The sequence below is a fragment of the Spirulina major PCC 6313 genome, from assembly GCF_001890765.1.
Lineage (GTDB): Bacteria > Cyanobacteriota > Cyanobacteriia > Cyanobacteriales > Spirulinaceae > Spirulina > Spirulina major.
On the sequence record NZ_KV878783.1, the window covers coordinates 3,685,935 to 3,706,786 of the forward strand.

Genomic DNA, 20,852 nt, shown 5'->3' on the forward strand with positions numbered 1-20,852 from the left:
CTCCGGCTGAGGAGGCGGGAGGGAGGAGCACAGCAAGGCGTGAGATTAGCAGGCGGGAGTCGTGCAGGGGATGGTAAAAAAGAGCGTTGTGCCTTCCCCTACGCAGGATTCGGCCCAAATTTCCCCCCCGTGACGCTCGACAATTTTTTGACAGGTGGCGAGGCCAATGCCCGACCCTCGGATCGAATCGTCATCCTGCTTGACCCGATGGAAGAGTTTAAAAATGTGATCGCACTCCTGGGCGGGAATGCCTTGGCCATTGTCTTGAATGCCAAATTGCCAGCATTGATCCACCTGTTGCCCCCAAATCCGAATCCGAGGCGACACACCGACACGGGAAAACTTGATCGCATTACTGATCAAGTTTTGAAAGAGTTGTAAGAGTTGTGAGGTGTTACCCACCAGGGTGGGGAGGGGTTCAATGTAGATTTCGGCTTGGCTATCGTCGATCGCCCATTGCAGATTGGCGATCGCTTCATTGAGAATGCTCGTGCAGTTCACCGGCATCACCGCATGGTTTTCCATCCCCACCTGGGCATAGGTCAAGAGATCATTGAGCATCTGATGGAGGCGATCGCCCGCCGTAATAATCTTATTCACATAGGCCAACGCCGGCGGCTCCAAGCGATTGCCAAATTGCAGTTTTAACAGCTTGGCAAATCCCACAATACTTTGCAGCGGTTGACGAAGATCGTGGGACACCATTGCCGTGAATTGTTCAAGGGCTTCGTTGGAGCGGGTTAACTCTTGATTCAACTGTTGCAGTTGCAGATTAGCCGCTTGCAGCGCCGCCGTCCGCTCATCAACTTTTTGCTCTAAAAATTGATTAATCTGGGTTAAAACCGTATTTTGTTCTTCGAGTTTAATATCTTGATTAAAACTGCGTAATGCCTCACGAACCGTGGTAACTAAATCGTGATTATTCCAAGGTTTTGTCATGTAGCGATAAAGATGCGCCTCATTGACCACATGGCCCACCGCATCGGCATCCGCCTGACCTGTGAGCATAATTTTAAGAATGCGGGGATTTTGGGCATGAATTTGAATCAGTAAATCATCTCCCTTCAGCCCCGGCATGATGTAATCAGCAATCACCACCGCCACCTGATATTGATCTTGGGTAAGCTCTTCAATCACTTCAAGAGCTTCTTGAGCATCTTGGGCGAGTTCAACCAGATAATCGGAGCCTAATGCCCGTTGTAATTCTGCTTGAACACTTTTGAGAATTGTTAGCTCATCATCAACACAAATGATGGCAAATTTATGAGTCATGTTGAGACAAAACAGAAGAAATTAGTAGTTTGAGATCGGACGCTTTCCAGGGTTTATGAAGGCACGAAATAAGATTCGCTTCTTCATAGGTGCGACGAATCGCCTGTTCATCCGCGTGCCCCGTCAACATAATGGTTGAAATCCCTGGATTGTAATGATGCACCCGAATTAAAAAATCATCTCCATTCATCCCTGGCATTAGCCAATCTGAGACCACCAAGACAATGCGAATTCCTTCTTGGCGAAGTTCTTCGATGATCTCAAAGGCCTCATCAGCACTTTCGGCAAATTCGCAGAGATATTGCGAATCACTTAAGGCTGAGCGGAGTTCAATTTCTAAACTTTTTAAGATGCTTACTTCATCATCGACACAGAGAATAGCAGCGGGGGAAGTCATGAATATTCAACCGGAGAGGGGTATGGAGCCATTGTCCAATGATCCTAACCTAATTGCCAAATAATCCCTAAAGCTTAGAGCGTTGTCCCTGTTGCCGCAGTAGGAAGGGGGCGATCGCCAACAGACTCAGCACAAAAATGATCATCAAAAACGGCCCCATCGACCCCTCCCCCAGGGCCGTTTTTCCCGTCACCCCCAGCCCAGTATAGAGAATCGTCCCCGGAATAATCCCCAAGCCCGTCCCCACCGCGTAAGCTCCCAAGGGAACCGGCGTTAACCCCAGCAAAAAATTCACCACATTAAACGGCGAAATCGGGAAAAAGCGCACCGCCAGTACAAACATCAACGGACGGTGTTGCACCGCCTGCCGCAACCAATGAAGGCGAGGATGGGTCCCAAACCGCTCCGTGACCCAATCATGGAGACAGTAACGCGCCAGACAAAAGGCCGCCACCGCACCGATCGTCCCCCCCAGCACCGAAAGCACCGTCCCCCAAACCCAGCCAAACACCAGGCCCCCCGTCACTGCCAAAACCGTACCCGGTACACCCATCAGCGTTAAGACTAGATGGGCCAACAAAAACAGCCCCACTCCTCCGCGTTCAATCATCGCCACCCACCGCTGATGATCTGCGATCCAATGGCGGACGGGGGTTGTGAACAGGAGCACCATGGCCACCCCGATCAGACTCCAAACAATCAGAATCAGCCAACGTTTGGCAGGGCGCATCGGGTTCATGGGGGTAGGGTGCTCATGGGGTGGGGCTTTGATCAGTGTGGGGGGTGGGTTCGCTTTCGATCTGTTCATCGAGAGCATGGCGGGCAATTTTCGTGACGTAGAGGGTGACGGCAACGGTGGCGATGAAGCCCACAATGCGGATGATCCATTGGGGGGTAGAAACCGCGTCAGAACGGGTTCCGAGGGTGGCGAGGCTACCGGCCAGAGAACCGATGTAGACATACATCACCGTGCCGGGCATCATACCAATCCAGGAGGCAAAAAAGTAGTCGCGGAGGGTGACTTGGGTGACACCGAGGCCGTAGTTGAGCAGGTTGAAGGGGAAAATGGGCGAGAGTCGCAGCAGTCCGACGATTTTCCAGCCTTCTTGGGCGACGGCGCGATCGATGGCTTTGAATTTGGGTTTGGTGTCGATCTGTTGGGCGACCCATTGCCGAGCGCCATAACGGCCGACGATAAAGGCGGCGGTGGCTCCGAGGGTGGCGGCGATGGAGACGTAGATGGAACCTTGGATCACGCCAAAGACGACCCCGGCCCCTAGGGTGAGAATCGAGCCGGGGAGAAAGAAGACGGTGGCAATGATGTAGATCAAGATGAAGGCGATGGGGGCGAAGGCTCCTAGTTCTTGAATGCTGTTGAGGAAGGTGACGAGGTGTTGTTGCACGTTGAGGGCTTTCGCGAGAATGATCAGGGCGGTGATCGCAAGGGTCGCGATCGCCCCTTTCGCCACGGTGATCACGGTTGTTTTACGGAAAAAGTCACCCATGGTTTTGTGCTGTAGTTGGGGTTGAAACGGCTAGAAGATTGCAACGATGCCACGGTTTTACAAGAGTGACCCCCCACAACTCGACCCACATCCTGCTGTGCAAGCATAGCAATAGTCGGCGGTTTGGATCGTTTCAATGGTGTTGAGACCCTGAGCGAGCAGCGTCGCCACGGTCAACGGTTGCCCATCGGGAAGCTGGGCCGGAACCCCTGCCATTTGGTTAAAGTCGCAATCGTAGACGTTGCCGTGATAATCGATGGACAGTTCCGTGCGACACATGAGATGTTCCACTGTGGCGGCGTTGTAGTGGGCGGCGAGGAAGTGGAGATAGTCGGTTTCTAAGCCCCGGCGCTGGAGGTAGTGCTGGGTGCGACCGATGGGGATGTTGGTGATGGTGAAGAGGTGATTAAATTCAATCCCGAAATGCTCGCGCAGATAGGTTTTGTAATCGGCTTCGAGACCTGCTTGGGCGGGGGGTAAGGAGAAGCGATCGCCCTGGGGCAAGCTTGGGTTATAGACCAAATCCAGCCCTAGGTTAGGATCACGACCATAACCCCGTTGGTTCAAAATCTGAATCGCCCGAATCGCCTCCTGATACACCCCTGCACCCCGTTGCTGATCCACATTTTTCTCTAAATAACAGGGCAAGGAGGCTACGATCCGCACCTGATGCTGGGCGAAATAGTCCGGCAAGTCTTCAAACCCCGGTTCAAACATAATCGTCAAATTCGATCGCACCAAGACTGTTTTTCCCGCTGCCCGCGCTGCTTCCACCAGGGGACGAAACCCGTAGTTTAATTCTGGTGCACCGCCGGTTAAATCCACGGTTTCGAGTTGGGGCGATCGCTTAATCAAACGGATCAACTGGTCACAGACTTCCGGAGACAATTCTTCGGTGCGATTGGGCCCAGCTTCAACGTGGCAATGGGTGCAGGCGAGATTGCAGCGGCGACCGAGGTTAATTTGCAACACCGTGATCGGCTGTTTGGTTAAGGGATGCGCGATCGCCTCCTCAAACGGGGTCACTTGCACAGCAGCAGAGATCGGGGATTGAACCATAACAAAAAAAGGGCATTCACTCTGGCTAACTTAACGTATCACTCGCTCACTGATGGTATTGAACCAAGATACTCTGAAATTTTCCTGAGTTTGCCATGAAAAAGAGGCATGGGGGTCATGCCTCTCCTCTCAAGTCAATCGAGAGTATTGCGAGCGTCGCGCTACTCGGTCAGAAGTTGAATATTGCTGAAGGTAAACACCTGGGTGTCGTGGCCTGCGGTGGCGATCGTGCGCTTCGACAGGATCATATAGTCGCCCACTGGGGTGTATTCATCTTCAAAATCGCTCTTGCCGCCCCGTTGTTCGCCCGTGGCGGGGTCGTGATAGACAGAATCGTAGCGGTGGGAGAGATAGCCACCCTCGGTTTGGTGGCTGCTGTGGGTGAAAATCGTAATCACTGTGCCGTGGATATGGCGATGCACCATCGTTACTTCATTGTCGCGGACTTTGTAGCGATCGCCCTCACCCTTGCCACTGATCAAAATTTCCACCGCCCCCGTTTCATCGGTTTCCCCGTAGGTAAAGGTATTTTCCCCATGAACTTGCTCAAAGGGATAGCGCACCCGGTGGATCGAGGTTTCCCACAATTGACCATGAATCGCCTTCTGAGCCGTTTCGTCTTCCACTTCAGAAACTTCCGCCTTCATATCCTTGCCCACTTTGGCCCGGCCGGTCACCTCTTGCCCACCCTTGCGATAGGTCACATCCGCCGTATAACCCGGAAACGTCTGATCCCACGTATACCGATTTTCATAGGCCGCTTGAAAGAGTTCGCGGGCTGAAACTTGTGTCGCAGTCATTCGATAATTATCTCCAACCTGTGAGTCGTGCAAAGTATCTGTTGATCAGGATACGGTGCAACGTGGGTACTTTGCCATGGGGGATAACCCCAACACAGCACCCCAAGACGCGATCGCCTTGGGGTTAGAACTTACGCCGCGAGACACGAAAACAAGGGGCTTAAGCCCCTTGTTGCAATGAAAATCTGAGCGATTGGCGAGAAATTCACGATCGCGTCTTGGGGTGCTGTCATGAAGCTCCACAGGACGAGCAAGCGGTGTGATGCTACCGTTTCATCTGTTGGGCTAATCCCATGAATTTCGCCATGCTCGGCCCCGGTCGCCGCTTCGAGAAGGTCTTCAGGGTTAACAGATAATCCGGCGCGAAGGTAACATCGGGCTGGGGTTCTGGTTTGGGGGCAGGTGCGGGCGGCGGGGTTACCGCAACAGGAGCGGGAGCAGCAGCGGGAGCGGGAGCAGGCACGGCGGCAGGTTCCGGGGTGCTAACAACGGCAGCCGGGGCAGCGGGTTCTGGCTCTTTGGCCTTGGGGGTTAACGGTGCGCTAGGCTGGGCATCATCGTCTTTGATCTCAAGATAAAAATCTTCACCTTTGCCGGTTAATTTTTTCAAAAAGCCAACCATGGGGATAGTCTCCGTGAACGACAGCAAGAAAGGGACAAGAGGCTAAACAAACATCCGGCGCGATGTCTGAAAAACGCTGCGACTTGTTCATATAATTTAATATATTAGATTAGTTTTGGTAATAATTCATCACAATTTCAGGGAAAAATCTCAGAATTTGGCAAGCCCCTTGCACCGATCGCCTGATGCCTCAGAATCAGAACAGATCCCAACGCTAAGCCGTCCCCCCAACACCACTGGCCACGCTTCCCTGAATCCTGAACCTTGACCCCCCCCACCCCCGCTGGTTTGCCCTAATGTACTCACTGGGCACTATATAATTTGGGTCATCTTTGGCGATCGCCCGCGATCGTTTCTGTTTTATAGATATAGGCGCGTATGAGAATTCCGGGTTGGCAACAGGTAACACTCCAAACCGTCCCCCTGTCTCGATGGCAGGCGGGAAGCTGGCTGTCGCGGGGGGTGGGTCTGCTGGGGATGTGGCGGACAAGCAGTTGGCTGTTGCGGTGGGCGGAACCGTTGGGGGTGCTGTTGATTGCGATCGCCCTCGGATTCGCGCCCTTTTTCGACACCACCTTAATCGGCGTGCTGTTGATCGCCTGCGGAGCCTACTGGGCCTTGCTCACCCTCGCGGAAACCGAACGGCTCGGCATGACCCCGATTCACCTTGCCATCGGTCTCTACTGGGGGTTAATGATCGTCGCGACGGCCTTTTCACCGGAAAAAAAGGTGGCCTTAGCCGGATTGATCAAATTCAGTCTCTTTTTACTGTTCTTTTTACTGGCGGCACGGGTGTTGCGATCGCCCCGCTGGCGAAACTGGCTCCTCACCGGCTATCTCAACCTCTCCCTGATCATTAGCGGCTACGGCCTCCGCCAAGCCATCCACGGCGTTGATCAACTGGCCACCTGGAATGATCCCACTTCCCCCCTCGCCGACAGCACCCGCGTCTACAGCTATCTGGGCAACCCGAATTTACTTTCGAGCTACATCATTCCTGCGATCGCCTTTAGCCTCGCCGCCTGCTTCATCTGGCGCGGCACAGTCCCCAAATTCCTCGCCCTCACCACCCTGATCGTCAACACCGCCTGTCTTTACCACACCGGCAGTCGTGGCGGCTGGATTGCCCTCATCCTCACCGCCGTCGTCTTCTTCCTCCTGCTGCGCTATTGGTTCGCCGACTTACTACCGCGCTTCTGGCGTAAATGGCTGATTCCCATGGTTTTCGGAACCTTTGCAGCCGCGTTAATGGCGGCGATTCTAACCGTCGAAGCCGTGCGCCTACGAGTGGCAAGCATCTTCGCCGGGCGGGGCGACAGCAGCAACAACTACCGGATCAACGTCTGGGAATCAGTGTTCAACATGATCGGCGACTATCCCCTTGTCGGCATTGGCCCCGGCAATGGCGTGTTTAAAAAGGTCTATCCCCTCTATGCCCGCGCTGGGTTTGAAAATGCCCTCGGAGCCTATTCCATCTTTTTAGAGCACATTCTAGAAATCGGCTGGTTCGGTTTCGCCAGCTTCCTGTTATTACTGATCGTCACTGTGGGCGAAGGCTTGCGCCACCTCAAAGCCCTCCGCGCCGCCCAAAACCTCCAAGCCTTTTGGCTGATGGCCGCCCTGGCCAGTGGGGTGGGTCTGCTCACCCAAGGGATGTTTGATACGGTGTGGTATCGCCCCGCGATTAATACGCTCTGGTGGTTAATGGTGGCGATCGTGGCGAGTTTTGCCCCTGCCAAAGATGCGATCGCACCTCAACCTGTCCAAGAGTAATCTCGTTTGGGGGGGCGATCGCAACTAGGTCAGGAGGTGAACCATGGGTGAGTTGAAAAAGTGGGAGATTGTGCGATCGCGCCTCGTATTTGATAATCCCTGGTGTCGCGTCCGGCGAGATGTAGTACGGCTCCCCGATGGCACAGAGATTGATGATTTTTTCGTGAATGTGCGCCCAGATATTGCCCTGGTGGTTCCCATTACCCCCGATGATCAGGTGATCTGTGTGCGGCAATATCGCCACGGCGTGCAGCAAATCCTGCTCGAACTGCCCGCCGGAGGCTTCGATCCGAGCCAAGAAGATAGCCAGATTGCCGCCAGGCGTGAACTCGAAGAAGAAACTGGCTACATCGCCCCCGATTGGCACAAACTCGCCACCTTCTACGACAATCCCGTCAAAGACACCAACGCCGTCCACCTCTTCCTCGCCCAAAACGCCCAACCCACCGGAACCCAAGCCCTCGACCCCACCGAAACCCTCTCGGTGGAATTAATTCCCCTGCACGAGATTGAACAGCATATTCGCGATGGGGAAATCTGCGTAGCGGGGACGGTAGCGGCGTTGTTTCTGGCATTGCGGTATTTATAGAATTGATGTGGTATGGCAATCCTAGTTGATCTGAAAACGCCTAGACCCGGAGAACAAGGGGCGCAGATCCCTTTGTCTGTTCACAAGTGTTGACCAGCCTCCACTCAATTTGCTCCATAAGCTGTCCCAGTCTTCGCGAATCACCGGGAGCCGCCAGACGGCCACAAGTCCAACCCAGCCAGGCGGGAGTTTGGCCGTCAACCCGCGCTCGAAATCGGAGTGACACATCCGTCAACTCACATTTGCGCCCCAACTTCTGGCCGTTCCAGTAGAAACGGAGTCTGTGACGAGCATGAGTCCCCATCTGAATCCAAGTCAGATGAACTTGATACACACCGGGCGGTAAGGCAAGATGAATGAGAGCTTGGGGTTCACTCCAGCGACAGGAGTGCCCTTGCCAAGATTCAGGTAAGTGAAAACTACAGATTTCAAGATTGGCAGGGGGGCGATCGCCAAAACAATAACGTCCAGAAGGAGGCAGCAAATTGTTCACTGCTGTGGCCGGTCGATCGGAGTGCAGGAGTCTAGCCGCAGCAGCATCAATCAATGCACGACAGTACATTCGCATGGCTTCAACACGCCGCGACGGACGCAAAAAAAGCGTCAGACGGAGCCAGTTTTTGGATTGCCAAACTTGAAAACGAGTCTGTAAAACGGCAGCTCGGTGACCCAGCAAAGCAATGATCCAGTGCTGTAAACAAGCCCAAACTGGAAAATACCAGATGGGAGTTTTCAACACCAAGAACAGTAGCAGCCAAGCATTCACCCGGAGATAATTGCTCCGCTCACTCCAGTAGGGAATGTAAGGAAAGAAGTCGGCAGCGGGATCAGTTGCCTGTTCCGTTAGAAAACGGGCATGACCTTGGATAAAGTCGGTTGTAAACTCCTCTAGCTCGGCGAAGTCCCCAATGTAGTAATGGTGTACGCAGATTTCTGGTGCATAACCTACAGTCAAACCCTTTTGATAGAACCGAGCTGCCAAGAGCCATTCGGCAAAATGTCCTAAATTTGCCTGAAAGCCACCCGATTCCTGCCAAGCGGTTTTGCGTACCACAAAGCATTGGTCAAGAATCTTGCGCCAGGGGTGTTCGAGCATCGCGTATTCAATGTCCGCCTCATACATATCCGCTTCCGCTTCGGACAGACGGTTATGGGTTTTTCGGATGGAGCGGGCACTAAATCCAGCCCAGTCGGGGTTGGCTGCTAAAGCTTGTTTGGCCAATTCCAGCACATTTGGCTCCGGCCAACAGTGGGATTCGGTAAAGAACAAAATATCTCCCGTAGCGATGGCCGCACCTTTGACACAAAGCCCCATGTCGTGATTGTCATTGGCGAGAAGGAGCTGATCCTGCTCTCGCAGAAGTCCCTGAATACGATCGAGGATCGATGGGCTGAGGTGTTCAGGCGCGACGACAATAAGCTCGAACTGGTTGGCAGGAAACGTTTGTTCTCCTGTCCAAGCCTGAAGGCAGCGTTCACTCTGGCCACGATGGAATTCGAGAGGGATAACAATCGAGAAGTCCATTACAGAAAGTTGTTACCAAAATTCATGGGTCTAAAGCCCCGTCCTGGAAGGACGGCTTTTTATGGTTTAGGATTAGCGTAGCGGATAGGGTAATCAACCGCTTTAAAAACCCGATGCTACCTAACCCGTAGCGACTGAACCTTGGCAATTGAATCTATGGGGTTCTACTTCATTGTTCTAGGCTTCCCTGCCAGTAGGTAAAAGATTCACAGGGACTAGACGAATCAGTTTTTGGCAAATATTGCTGCCAATCCAAACAAACTTTGGAGCAATCCAACTACGGTGGGGCACACCGAAAGTAACGCTTGGGGAGAGAACCACCTCTATGTAGGACTTCGCAAGGAATCCTAGGTAAGTGGACTCGGTGAGCCAAGAATCCCCGTGCCTTTAGGCCGGGGAGTGTCAACAGTGTTCATTGAGGAGATTGTGTTAGATAATCCAAATAATTGGATCATGCTAATCGCCTCATGACGACAAGCTCTCTAACTTCTGCTGATATTACCGCTTTTCGGCAACAAGGATTTCTAGGACCTTTCCGAGCGTTTGCGCCTGAGGATATGTCTGAAATCCGCAAGACTCTAACGGAAAAGGTGCTGCCTGTGCCGAGTGCTTACTCTCCCTATCCAACCCACTGCCGCCATCTGGACAGTGAAACGGTTTACCGTGTTTGTTCGGCTCCAAACATCCAAGCGAAGGTGCGATCGCTCTTTGGCTCCAACTTGATTCTTTGGTCTTCAGCAATTTTTGATAAGGCTCCTACCCAAGGGCACAGAGTGGATGTTTATCCCTGGCACCAGGATTTGTATAACTGGAATCTGGAACCGATGTTGAGCATGACAGCTTGGGTGGCAATCACGGCTGCTACTGCGAAAAATGGTTGCGTTGAAGTTATCCCTGGCTCACACCGCAAAATTATCCCACCTGTGAGAAATACCAATCCGAATAATAGTAGCCGTTTTAATGGGATGTCTGCCGATTCAGCCGAATTTGATGCCAGCGCAGCAGTACCTCTAGAGTTAGAACCGGGTGAATTCGTCCTATTCAATGAGAGAACTGTGCATGGTTCCCATCCCAATCGGAGTCGAAATCGTCGAATTGGTATTGGTGTCCGTATTACCATACCCTTGGTTAAAACCGATGATGCGTTTCCCTGTATTCCTCTCTGTGGGCAGGATGAGATGGGATTTAATGCGTATCAGGAACCGCCGCAGGGAGAACCGAGCGATCGCTGGGAGCAGACTCTTCAACTTGGCGATGCCTTTGAATTTGACCGTCCTGCCCCTGGACTGGGTTGGCATCTCCCCGAACGGGACGGAAAACAACATTTTGCTTGGACAGCGCAAGAAGACTGCTGGCTTGATTTACTGCCGGCCACAGGTGGCAAACGCAAGCTGCGCTGTGAAGCTCTGCATATGATCCGAGCAGAATGCTGGCAAAAGTTGGAGATTCAAGTCAACGAGAAACGGCTCCGGCTGCGTCAGTGCCAAGACGGCAGACTCTTCGTTGCTGAGGGTATCGTTCCGGCTGTAGAAGCAGGCAAACGACTGCGAGTAACACTACGGGTGAAGCATCCAACCCGTCCTTGTGATCTCAATCCAGAGAGTTCGGATAATCGCTTACTGGGTTTAGGCATCAGCCGAATTATCCTCATAGATGGAGAATAGCAACGCAACAATGCAGTTCGCTCAATCTCCATCATCAAGGTCAATTAAGATTACCAATCATTAATATCATGTTTCAACCTTGTTAAAATGATTATTTGGATTGCATCTTACCCTTGCTCAGGAAATAGTTTTTTCCGAATTTTGCTACATCAGTTTTCTGGATTTTCTACTTATACAAATTACGATAAAAAAACATCGATTTCACAAAACTTGAGATCCATCGTGGGCTATCAACCGCTGCCCATGTCTCAAGAAAAAATGCAGAATGCCTCTGAGCTTTTTTTTATAAAAACCCACGAGCTTCCCTCTGATCAATCTCCAGCTATTTATCTTGTCCGTGATGGTCGAGATGCTTTGGTTTCCTATGCTCACTATATCTTTGCAAATTATCCAGAGCAGATTTGCGATCGCACATTTGACCAAGTTCTCAGAGATTTAGTGATCAGTTCTAATCACGTTAGTGGTTGGTCTGGTCATGTACTTACCTGGACACAGCGTCAGGCTCCGACAATTATTCTACGCTTTGAATATTTAATTCAGCATCCCCATCCTCAAGACATTATTCACTACGCTCTTCAAAGATTGAATATCAATCAAGACATTATTAGTCAAGATGCAAAAATTCCTGAGTTTAAAGATTCAAAAAAAGAGTACCTTAGTTATTTTCGTAATGGACAAGTGGGTCAATGGTTGACAGAAATGCCGATGGATATCCAAGCAGAGTTTTGGAAGAAGCATGGGTATGCAATGCAAAAAATGGGCTACTCTCAGCATAGATCATTCCTTTCAATGGGAGTAGAGTTTTTTGAAGCTGAGAATTTTGTATCACAAAAAAATGAATATTTTATATTACCAACAAAAGCAATCAACAAATTAAAAACCGAGCTTATTGAGAAAGAAAAAACAATCCAAAATATGGCTTTTTTTCTCAAGCTCTCGCCTTCTTACTGGCTTGTTATTCATTTTCGTCCGTTCTTGAAGAGAAAATTACCAAAGAGATTAGTTACTTTCATTCGTAGAAATAAGAACCCTTTGTCTCTAGAACTACAATTTACACCGAGAAGCATCCGACTACCTCGCTCTTACTATTGTGTAAATAAGTCGATATCAAGCGACGAAATGCCCTGGATTTCAGTTGTGACACCTTCTTATAATCAAGTCCAATATATTTCAAAGACGATTGAAAGTATACTTCAGCAGAAGTATCCAAATCTTGACTACGTGATTCAAGATGGTGGTTCAAACGATGGCACAACTGAGATTTTAGCGCGTTATGCCCAGCAGGTTAGCCATATTGAATCTTCCCCTGATGGGGGACAAGCTCATGCTATCAATTTGGGATTTCAAAAAACCAAAGGTGAGATTATGGCTTGGCTCAATGCGGATGACATTCTACTTCCTGGTGCGTTACATTATGTTTCTGAGTTTTTCAGTAATAATCCGGGTGTAGATGTTGTTTATAGTCATCGCATTTTAATTAATGAGCAAGGTCATGAATTTAGTCGCTGGATCTTACCTCCCCATGACCATGAAATATTGAGTTGGGCTGACTATATCCCCCAAGAGACGTTGTTTTGGCGACGTGAAATTTGGAATAAAGTTGGAGGCAAAGTAGATCAGTCCTATCGTTTTGCCATGGATTGGGATCTATTATTGCGCTTCAGAGCGGCCGGAGCAAAATTTGTCCGCTTACCTCGTTTTCTTGGAGCATTTAGAGTCCACTCTCAGCAAAAAACTCAGGCTCTCTATGATGTGGGAGAGGAGGAAATGAATCGCTTGCGCTGGACTCAGCATGGTGAGACTGTATCGATCTTCAACGTTAATCAAAAAGTCAATCAATATTTACGGCGAGCGAACTGGTATCGTTTTCTGTATCAGATGAAATTACTAAGATATTGAGTCGATAGCGGTTTTCAAGAATATGAGGTACTACCCTCACCCGATATCCCTCTCTCTTGCTGAATGTGCCCAACCCTTATCCCCAAAACACGACCATGGCCCTGGTTACTGTGATTGAACATCCTCTTGTACAGCATAAACTCACCCTGATGCGCCAGGTGAACACCAGCACCGCCAAGTTTCGCACCCTGCTGAAAGAGGTGGGGATGTTGCTGGCCTATGAGGTGACGCGGGATTTGCCGTTGAAGTTGACGGAAATTCAAACGCCCCTGACGACGATGCAGGCTCCGATGTTGGCGGCGGATAAAAAACTGGTGCTGGTGCCGATTATGCGGGCGGGGCAGGGGTTATTGGATGGGATGTTGGAGTTGATGCCGTCGGCGAGGGTGGGGCATATTGGCCTGTATCGTGACCCGACGACCCATGGGGTGGTGGAATATTATGTGAAGTTGCCCCACGATATTGAACAGCGGGAGGTGTTGGTGATTGATCCGATGTTGGCGACGGGGAATTCTGCGATCGCCGCCGTCGAACGTCTCAAAGAATCCCACCCCCAACAGATTAAGTTCATTTGTCTCCTCGCCGCCCCCGAAGGCATCGCCGCCTTTCACGACCATCACCCCGATGTGCCCCTCTACACCGCTGCCATCGATCAGGGCTTGGATGAACAGGCCTACATTATCCCTGGCATGGGCGATGCGGGCGATCGCCTCTACGGGACAAAATAAGCTGGGGTGGGGAGTGCGATCGCCCCCCATCCACCCCCACCCAGGCGGCGAAATCCCCGTTTTCTATGACAATTTGCCCCTGCCATCATAAACTTGTCTTGGAGAGTCAACTACAGGCAGTCAAGAGGTTTTCCGTGAAACGAGTATTAGGAATCATATTGGGTGGCGGTGCAGGTACACGCCTCTACCCCTTAACAAAACTCAGAGCCAAACCCGCAGTGCCCCTCGCCGGAAAATATCGCTTAATCGATATTCCTGTGAGTAACTGCATCAACTCTGGCATTGATAAAATTTATGTTTTGACGCAATTTAATTCTGCGTCCCTCAACCGTCACCTCAGCCGAGGCTACAACTTTTCAAGCATTAGTGACGGTTTTGTTGAAGTCCTCGCTGCCCATCAAACCCCCGAACATCCGGACTGGTTCCAAGGAACCGCCGATGCGGTGCGTCAATACCTCTGGTTATTCCGCGAATGGGATGCCGACGAATACCTGATCCTCTCCGGTGACCACCTCTACCGGATGGACTACAGCGACTTCATTCAACGCCACCGCGAAACCGGCGCAGACATTACCCTTTCGGTGATTCCCATTGACGAGCGCCGCGCCTCTAGCTTCGGTTTGATGAAAATCAACGACAATGGCCGCGTTGTAGATTTCAGCGAAAAACCCACTGGCGAAGCCCTCAAAGCCATGCAGGTGGACACCACCACCTTGGGGTTAAATCCTGAAGATGCCCGCCAAAAACCCTATATTGCCTCCATGGGCATCTACGTCTTCAAAAAAGAAGTCCTCATCGACTTGCTCGAAAAATATCCCCAGCAAACTGATTTCGGTAAAGAAATCATTCCCGCTGCGGCGAGTGATTATAATTTGCAGGCCTATCTGTTCGATGACTATTGGGAAGATATCGGGACGATTGAGGCCTTCTTTGAAGCGAATCTGGCCCTGACGATGCAGCCCAAACCCGCCTTTAGTTTCTATGATGAAAAGGCTCCCATCTACACCAGGGCCCGCTATTTACCGCCGACAAAACTGCTCAATTGTGATGTGAAAGAATCGATCATTGGCGAAGGTTGCATCATTAAAGATTGCAGCATTAGTCACTCGGTTTTAGGAATTCGATCGCGCATTGAATCGGGCTGTAAAATTGAAGACTCCCTCTTAATGGGATCTGACTATTACGAACCCTTTACCGAACGTCAAAACCCCAATGAACCCACAAAAATTCCCATTGGGATTGGAGCGGGTTCAACCATTCGGCGGGCGATCGTTGATAAGAATGCCCGCATTGGTCAAAAAGTGCTGATCTTGAATAAAGACCGTGTGGAAGAATCCAACCGTGAAGATGAAGGTTTCTATATTCGGAGCGGTGTCGTGGTTGTATTGAAAAATGCGGTGATTCCCGATGGCACGGTAATCTAATTCCTTCAACCCCTCTCGATTAATCCCCTCGACATTGGGGCAAAACAGCAGCATAGTCACTGCTGTTTTTTTAATGGTGGGTTTAGGGAGGATTCACCCCTTGCTATACTCGGATAGAATGAGCAGTGACTGCTCGCCACTGAATGCGATCGCACCCTCCAAACAACCATGGCCCTACTCCCAAAATCCTTCCCCTCCGTCACATCCTCCACCGGCAAACGGATTAGCCTCTGGTTTGAACGGACGGTCGCGATTATTGCAGCCTTAAACTTTTTCCTCGTCCTGTTTGACCTCAGCTACATTCCCCTGCGGGATTTTTGGTTGCAAGGACGTGTGAAGTTTCTCAGTTTAAAAGTGGGTGACTTTGAATATAGCTTTCCCGAAGACCCGGTGACGGTGATGAGCTTACCCGTGACCCATTGGTATGACTGGGTTAAGGGCATTGAACCCTATCGAGATACCGACCGATATCTTGACGAATTTGAAATCTTAACAGAAAACCTAATTAGCTATAATCTCTACTCACCCCAGGTGCAACAATCCCTAAGCATTTTACGCACCCAAAGCGAAGATATTATCGACACAAATCCCTTCCAGGTTGCCAATAAAACCGGCACATTAGAGCGCATTAAAAACTTAATGCGTGACCATGTGGAAACAGACTCCGCCAAGGAAGCATTTCAAATATTCTGGAGTTTGGACTATTTAGAAGCAAATGATATTGGCGATCAATTAGATTTTTTTGAGCAAGAAATTCAGCCCTTGGTGGAAACTAATTACTTTCGGCCGGTGGGTGAAAATGGGGAGCCGGTGGATAATTTTGGTATTCTTGATTTTCCGTTTTCGGCTCTGTTTTTTGCAGAATTTATCGCCCGAACTTGGTTAATTAGTCGTCGTCGCAAGGGAGTGACCTGGTTTGATGCGATGCTGTGGCGTTGGTATGATGTGCTGCTGTTTATGCCCGTTCCCTATTGGATGAATTGGGCGCGATTATTGCGGATTATTCCGGTGACGACTCGTTTAAATCAGGCCAAACTGATCGATATGCACCAAATCAAAAAACAAGCCAGTCAAGGGTTTGTGGCGAGTATTGCTGAAGACCTCACGGAAGTGGTGGTGGTGGGCATTTTAAATCAGGTGCAAGGGTCGATTAAGCGGGGAGAATTTACGAATTTTCTATCTCAACAAAATGTCAATCCGTATATTGACCTCAACGATACCAATGAGGTGGCGGAAATTACCCGGTTGGTGGTGCAGTTGGTGGTGAATCAGGTGCTCCCGGCGATGCGGGACGATGTGGAGGCGTTGGTGGAATATAGCATTAATAAGGCGATCGCTGACACCCCAGGGGCCCAAGGGTTAGCCTCGGTGCCAGCGATCGCCGAAGCCCAAAAGAAAATGACCCAGCAAGTGGTACACAATCTATACGGCGTGCTCTACACCCAAATTCAACACCTAATCGAAGAAGACCCCGAATTTGATGCCTTACTCGATCGCATCGTGGCCACTTTCACCAAGTCCATGTCCAGCGAAATAACCGCCCAACAAAGTCTAGAGCGGATGGAATACCTGATGACCTCGTTGATTGAAGAGATCAAGGTGAACTATGTCCAACGTTTATCAGCAGAAGATATTGAGGCCTTAATGGATCAAACCCGTGCCTTGCGCCAAGTCACCCAAATCAATTGAACCCCGGCGAGATGGGGCTGTTCTCCGCAGTTGCAGCCGAAGAAACTCCACTTTGAGTTACGATCAAGCTTAATTCATTATCCTTCAACCCCAATCTAGCTATACCTTATGTCGTTTTTACGCTTCCTACAATTTGTCCTGGGCATCATTTGTGGCGTTGCGCTCTTAGGGATCAGTGGTGCTGCGGCGGGCTATTACTTTTTTAGTCGGATGTCGGTTAATCCGGAGCGTCCGATCTACAGCGAGGAGCGGGGCAGCACATCCACAGCGGAACCACAACCCACCGACGGCATTGTGCCTGAAACTGCGGCGGAAGCGCAATCCGATTCGGAGGCTGCTCCTGAACCGGCGCAACCTGTCGAAGCGGAAGTTCTTGAAGAGGGGGCCTATCGAGCACAAGTGACCTGGCCCGATGGGTTAACGCTGCGGGCGGAACCGTCCCTAGACGCAGAACAGATCGGGAGTTTGCTCTACGAAGATCCGATGATTGTGTTGGATACGACGGATGATGGTCTGTGGGAACGGGTGCGGATGCCGGGGAGCGATCGCCAAGGCTGGGTCAAGGCGGGCAACTCCGAACCGATCGAGGAAGACTAAGGGCCGTGAGTTCCAACGGCAGCAACGGGTGAGGGGACGCTCCTCAACAGGATAAACGACCCAGTGGTGCTACCTCCATAGCGAAATACACCACGGGGCACGGGGGATACATCGGCAAAGGTGGCCACGGTATCCGGATCTGAGGAGAGGGCGGCGGGGGGATTAGTGGAAGCCAGGGGAGCGGCTCGAAAAAACCACCACGCGGCTCCTCCGATGATGAGGGCGCAAATCCCCGCACTGAAGAGCAGGGCTTTTGTTTCGGTTGAGTGTTTCATGGGTGATTGCAACGTCTGAGGGATTCACAACAGCACGAACCCGATGATTTCCTCCCAAGGTTAGGGGCTGCGCCGCTCGGAATAGTAGGTGCTCTCACGTTCACCAAACCAGGCATAGCGATTGTCGCGCACTTGGTCATAGATGCGATCGCCCATGGGTTTCATCCCAGGGATATTCCGGTACATCTGCACAAATAGATCCCCCAAGGGCAAGAGGCGGGCGATTTCTTCAGCAGCCGCACTGCCCTGCCATTTGTGGTTCGGGTTTTGGGCATCCAGCAAAATCATCCCCAAAGCCCCACTTTGGCAGGCGATCCCCCACTGGGCGAGGGTCGCTTCGTCTTGCATGGGGGTGTAGTCAAAGAGATGACCGCGATCAAACTGTTCGAGGAGTTGCGTAAACGTGACGCAAAGATTGCAATTGCCGTCATAGATGACGTGGTATCGAGGATTAGCCATGAATTCATAAGGTGCGCTCCATCTCCGATCCTAGCGGGGATTGGCCGCAATCTGCTAAAGGGGCGATCGCGAGAGGCTCGCACATTGGATTTATCATTGACATTTCAGACGAAATCCGGATTGCATAGGCTGAGCAAGCGCACCCTGAGCTTGTCGAAAGGTAAACGGCGGGGCTATTCCCGACGAGAGGCTTCGCCAACGACAAGCTCAGTCCTCAATCTCGCCCTCTATGATCCGGATTTTTGACATCCTCCCCTCAGCGAACTTGACCCCGTATGCTAGGCTCAATCAACGAAGTTTAGATAATGTATGTGGCAGTATGTAACCCCTGGGATTCCGGATCAGCAGTTTGAACAACTGCCGGGAATTCCCCTCAGTAAGCGCGAGGTGCGCGTGTTGATCTTGTCAGCGTTGCGGATGGAGCCGGAATCGGTGCTGTGGGATATTGGGGCGGGGACGGGGACAATTCCGGTGGAGGTGGGGTTACTCGCACCCCAGAGCCAGATTGTCGCCATTGAACGGGATCAAGAGGTAGCGAATTTGATTCGGCGCAATTGCGATCGCTTCCAGGTCAAAAATGTGCAAGTGATCGAAGGCAGCGCCCCCGATTGCTTACCTGAAATTGAACCCCGCCCCACCCGCATTTGCCTCGAAGGAGGACGGCCCATCAAAGACATTCTCCATGCCGCTTGGGATGCCCTCGCCCCAGCGGGCCGAATTGTGGCCACAGTGAATAATCTGGAAAATCTCTACGCTATTTCCGAAGGATTGGCCACCCTGCAAGCCCGCCAAATTGAGGTGATTCAGTCAGCGGTGAATCGTCTCGAACAGCGGGGACTCCATCAAACCTTCGCGGCGGTGAATCCGATGTTTATTCTCAGTGGTGAGAAGTTCTGATGCCGTCTAAATACTGCTGCCACTTGGCCGCGAGGGGAATTTCAGTAAAGGGAATTAAAATTGGGGGGCGATCGCCCGTCATCACAAATTCCAGCATCGGCTTGCCCTTGCGGGGGAGTTCCCCCGTTACCCGTTGCCCATTCACTTGCAGATAAATCCCCACCACATCCCGCAGCGAAAACGATTGAGGATTCAGAATCCCGTTACGGGTTGGGTAACCCCAGGTGATGACCTCCGCCTTTTGACCCAAAACCGCATAAAGATCATACTTAGCCTGGTCAAACGCCTCAGCCCACTGTTGATAGGTATCAACCTTTTTCCACTCATTCCACCCCGCCCACGCTAGGCCGATAAAACCAACTAAAAGGGGCAACCATAATAATCCGCGTTCCATGGGCTGAATTCTCTACACTATTCAGGTACATCATTCACTCATCCTCGTTGTAACTCACCATGTCCTCCGTCACTCGCTCGCTCCAGAATGCCCTTAATGGTCAGGATCTCACCCCAGAGGAGGGGATACTGTTACTGTCCCAAACAGACCCGGCGATCCGTGAATCGATCCGCAGGGTGGCCGATCAACTGCGGCAACGACAAAGTGGCAACACAGTTACCTATGTGGTGAACCGCAACCTCAACTTTACCAATATCTGCGAGCAGCACTGTGGATTTTGTGCGTTTCGGCGGGATGTGGGCCAAGACGGGGCCTATTGGTTATCGTCGGAGGTGATGGGGGCGAAGGTGGCCGAAGCGGTGGCCCTGGGGGCGACGGAAATTTGTATGCAGGGGGGACTGAATCCGGAGGCGAAGATTCAGGGGTCGGCGTTGGCCTATTACGAAAATTTGGTGCGGTTAATTAAAGAGCCGTTTCCGGCGTTGCATCTCCATGCTTTTTCGCCCCAGGAGGTGGAGTTTATCGCGCGGCAAGATGGGCTGAGTTATGAAGCGGTGTTGCGGGTGTTGCAGGCGGCGGGGGTGGGGTCGCTGCCGGGGACGGCGGCGGAGGTGTTGAGCGATCGCATTCGTCAGATCATTTGTCCGGAAAAACTGGATACGGCCACTTGGCTCGAAATCGTCGGCACGGCCCACCGTCTCGGCATTCCCACCACGAGCACGATGCTCTGCGGCCATATTGAAACCCCCAGGGATGCGATCGCCCACCTCCACCACCTCCGCCAACTTCAAATCACCGCCCAAGCCTACCCCGCCCGGATCACCGAATTCATCGCCCTGCCCTTTGTCGGGGAACAGGCCCCCCCCGCCCTCCGCAAACGAGTGGGGCGCGATCAGCCCGATCTCACGGCTACCCTGCATTTCATGGCGGTGGCTCGGATTTACCTAGGGCGGTGGATTCCCAACCATCAACCCAGTTGGGTGAAGTTGGGCCTCGCCGGAGCGACGGAGGCGCTGCGCTGGGGTTGTAATGACATCGGCGGTACGTTGATGGAAGAACATATCACCACCATGGCCGGGGCGAAAGGGGGCACGGGTTTAACGGTGGAGGCATTGCGAGGGGCGATCGCCTCCATCGGCCGCCCGGCCCAAGAACGCACGACACTCTATCAACCGGGGCGCGATGCGATCGCCGCCCCCACCGCCGCCATCTTCCCGAACCCCGAAATTCCCGCTACAATGCGTTAGCAATGGTGATCAGTGTTCTTTAGATGACGGTCAACGG

The 20,852-nt window shown here is 51.7% G+C and carries 22 protein-coding genes; 11 read left to right on the forward strand and 11 right to left on the reverse strand.

From position 1 onward, the window contains the following. Window positions 1–45: 45 nt before the first annotated feature. From SPI6313_RS16315 to SPI6313_RS16340, 6 genes are all read right to left on the reverse strand, one after another. Window positions 46–1,272, reverse strand: a complete 1,227-nt coding sequence (locus SPI6313_RS16315; protein WP_072621950.1) for a sensor histidine kinase — start codon at window positions 1,270–1,272, stop codon at window positions 46–48. Then, the gene (locus SPI6313_RS16320) at window positions 1,262–1,669 is read right to left on the reverse strand and encodes a response regulator (RefSeq protein ID WP_072621951.1); all 408 of its coding nucleotides are present in this window, start codon (window positions 1,667–1,669) and stop codon (window positions 1,262–1,264) included. Before SPI6313_RS16320 ends, SPI6313_RS16315 begins: the two co-directional genes overlap by 11 nt. 67 nt (window positions 1,670–1,736) lie before the next feature. Continuing rightward, a complete protein-coding gene (locus tag SPI6313_RS16325) occupies window positions 1,737–2,408 on the reverse strand; it encodes a TVP38/TMEM64 family protein (protein ID WP_175551167.1) in 672 nt (223 codons plus the stop codon). A gap of 13 nt (window positions 2,409–2,421) precedes the next feature. Then, on the reverse strand, window positions 2,422–3,174 hold the full coding sequence (locus tag SPI6313_RS16330; RefSeq protein WP_084669070.1) for a TVP38/TMEM64 family protein: 753 nt from the start codon (window positions 3,172–3,174) through the stop codon (window positions 2,422–2,424). 57 nt (window positions 3,175–3,231) lie between these two features. Then, window positions 3,232–4,233 carry an arsenosugar biosynthesis radical SAM (seleno)protein ArsS gene (gene arsS, locus SPI6313_RS16335; RefSeq protein ID WP_072621952.1) on the reverse strand — a complete coding sequence of 334 codons (1,002 nt, stop codon included), beginning with the start codon at window positions 4,231–4,233 and terminating at the stop codon, window positions 3,232–3,234. 161 nt (window positions 4,234–4,394) lie between these two features. After that, window positions 4,395–5,033, reverse strand: a complete 639-nt coding sequence (locus SPI6313_RS16340; protein ID WP_072621953.1) for a DUF3386 domain-containing protein — start codon at window positions 5,031–5,033, stop codon at window positions 4,395–4,397. 55 nt (window positions 5,034–5,088) lie between these two features. On the opposite strand from SPI6313_RS16340, the gene SPI6313_RS24815 reads away from it, so the two are divergent. Further along, entirely contained in the window at window positions 5,089–5,214 is a 126-nt protein-coding gene (locus SPI6313_RS24815; RefSeq protein ID WP_281248421.1) for a hypothetical protein, read from the forward strand. Window positions 5,215–5,298: 84 nt separating this feature from the next. Here the strand turns inward: SPI6313_RS24815 and SPI6313_RS16345 are convergent, their stop codons facing one another. Beyond that, window positions 5,299–5,655 (reverse strand): hypothetical protein, encoded by a 357-nt coding sequence (locus SPI6313_RS16345; protein WP_072621954.1) that lies wholly within the window; start codon window positions 5,653–5,655, stop codon window positions 5,299–5,301. A gap of 378 nt (window positions 5,656–6,033) precedes the next feature. Here SPI6313_RS16345 and SPI6313_RS16350 point away from each other — a divergent pair, with 378 nt between their 5' ends. Together SPI6313_RS16350 and SPI6313_RS16355 are read left to right on the forward strand one after the other, a co-directional pair. After that, window positions 6,034–7,428: an IctB family putative bicarbonate transporter gene (locus SPI6313_RS16350; RefSeq protein ID WP_072621955.1), complete on the forward strand. Its 1,395-nt coding sequence runs from the start codon at window positions 6,034–6,036 to the stop codon at window positions 7,426–7,428. Between the two features lie 43 nt (window positions 7,429–7,471). Then, window positions 7,472–8,017 carry an NUDIX hydrolase gene (locus SPI6313_RS16355; RefSeq protein ID WP_175551168.1) on the forward strand — a complete coding sequence of 182 codons (546 nt, stop codon included), beginning with the start codon at window positions 7,472–7,474 and terminating at the stop codon, window positions 8,015–8,017. A gap of 40 nt (window positions 8,018–8,057) precedes the next feature. On the opposite strand, the gene SPI6313_RS16360 is transcribed toward SPI6313_RS16355, so the two are convergent. After that, window positions 8,058–9,332, reverse strand: a complete 1,275-nt coding sequence (locus tag SPI6313_RS16360; RefSeq protein ID WP_139276680.1) for a glycosyltransferase family protein — start codon at window positions 9,330–9,332, stop codon at window positions 8,058–8,060. 677 nt (window positions 9,333–10,009) lie between these two features. On the opposite strand from SPI6313_RS16360, the gene SPI6313_RS16365 reads away from it, so the two are divergent. The 6 genes from SPI6313_RS16365 (at window position 10,010) to SPI6313_RS16395 (ending at window position 17,543) form a co-directional block, all read left to right on the forward strand. Then, window positions 10,010–11,206 (forward strand): phytanoyl-CoA dioxygenase family protein, encoded by a 1,197-nt coding sequence (locus tag SPI6313_RS16365; RefSeq protein ID WP_072621957.1) that lies wholly within the window; start codon window positions 10,010–10,012, stop codon window positions 11,204–11,206. 87 nt (window positions 11,207–11,293) lie between these two features. Beyond that, on the forward strand, window positions 11,294–13,105 hold the full coding sequence (locus SPI6313_RS22415) for a glycosyltransferase (RefSeq protein ID WP_084669071.1): 1,812 nt from the start codon (window positions 11,294–11,296) through the stop codon (window positions 13,103–13,105). A gap of 95 nt (window positions 13,106–13,200) precedes the next feature. After that, window positions 13,201–13,833, forward strand: coding sequence for a uracil phosphoribosyltransferase (upp, locus tag SPI6313_RS16380; protein WP_072623191.1), 633 nt, complete (start codon window positions 13,201–13,203; stop codon window positions 13,831–13,833). Between the two features lie 134 nt (window positions 13,834–13,967). Next, a complete protein-coding gene (locus SPI6313_RS16385) occupies window positions 13,968–15,257 on the forward strand; it encodes a glucose-1-phosphate adenylyltransferase (protein WP_072621958.1) in 1,290 nt (429 codons plus the stop codon). 168 nt (window positions 15,258–15,425) lie between these two features. Next, window positions 15,426–16,946 carry a hypothetical protein gene (locus SPI6313_RS16390; RefSeq protein WP_072621959.1) on the forward strand — a complete coding sequence of 507 codons (1,521 nt, stop codon included), beginning with the start codon at window positions 15,426–15,428 and terminating at the stop codon, window positions 16,944–16,946. Between the two features lie 108 nt (window positions 16,947–17,054). Next, window positions 17,055–17,543 carry an SH3 domain-containing protein gene (locus tag SPI6313_RS16395; protein ID WP_072621960.1) on the forward strand — a complete coding sequence of 163 codons (489 nt, stop codon included), beginning with the start codon at window positions 17,055–17,057 and terminating at the stop codon, window positions 17,541–17,543. Here the strand turns inward: SPI6313_RS16395 and SPI6313_RS16400 are convergent. Together SPI6313_RS16400 and SPI6313_RS16405 are read right to left on the reverse strand one after the other, a co-directional pair. Continuing rightward, window positions 17,540–17,818, reverse strand: coding sequence for a hypothetical protein (locus SPI6313_RS16400; protein WP_072621961.1), 279 nt, complete (start codon window positions 17,816–17,818; stop codon window positions 17,540–17,542). The genes SPI6313_RS16395 and SPI6313_RS16400 overlap by 4 nt on opposite strands. A 60-nt stretch (window positions 17,819–17,878) precedes the next feature. Continuing rightward, entirely contained in the window at window positions 17,879–18,277 is a 399-nt protein-coding gene (locus SPI6313_RS16405) for a thiol-disulfide oxidoreductase DCC family protein (RefSeq protein WP_072621962.1), read from the reverse strand. Window positions 18,278–18,586: 309 nt separating this feature from the next. Here SPI6313_RS16405 and cbiT point away from each other — a divergent pair, with 309 nt between their 5' ends. Then, complete coding sequence (cbiT, locus tag SPI6313_RS16410) at window positions 18,587–19,174, forward strand: precorrin-6Y C5,15-methyltransferase subunit CbiT (protein ID WP_072621963.1); 588 nt, start codon at window positions 18,587–18,589, stop codon at window positions 19,172–19,174. On the opposite strand, the gene SPI6313_RS16415 is transcribed toward cbiT, so the two are convergent. Continuing rightward, window positions 19,155–19,568 carry a hypothetical protein gene (locus SPI6313_RS16415; protein WP_072621964.1) on the reverse strand — a complete coding sequence of 138 codons (414 nt, stop codon included), beginning with the start codon at window positions 19,566–19,568 and terminating at the stop codon, window positions 19,155–19,157. The two genes, cbiT and SPI6313_RS16415, sit on opposite strands and share 20 nt — an antisense overlap. Window positions 19,569–19,627: 59 nt before the next feature. Here SPI6313_RS16415 and cofH point away from each other — a divergent pair, with 59 nt between their 5' ends. Continuing rightward, entirely contained in the window at window positions 19,628–20,815 is a 1,188-nt protein-coding gene (cofH, locus tag SPI6313_RS16420) for a 7,8-didemethyl-8-hydroxy-5-deazariboflavin synthase subunit CofH (protein WP_072621965.1), read from the forward strand. Window positions 20,816–20,852 lie beyond the last annotated feature (37 nt).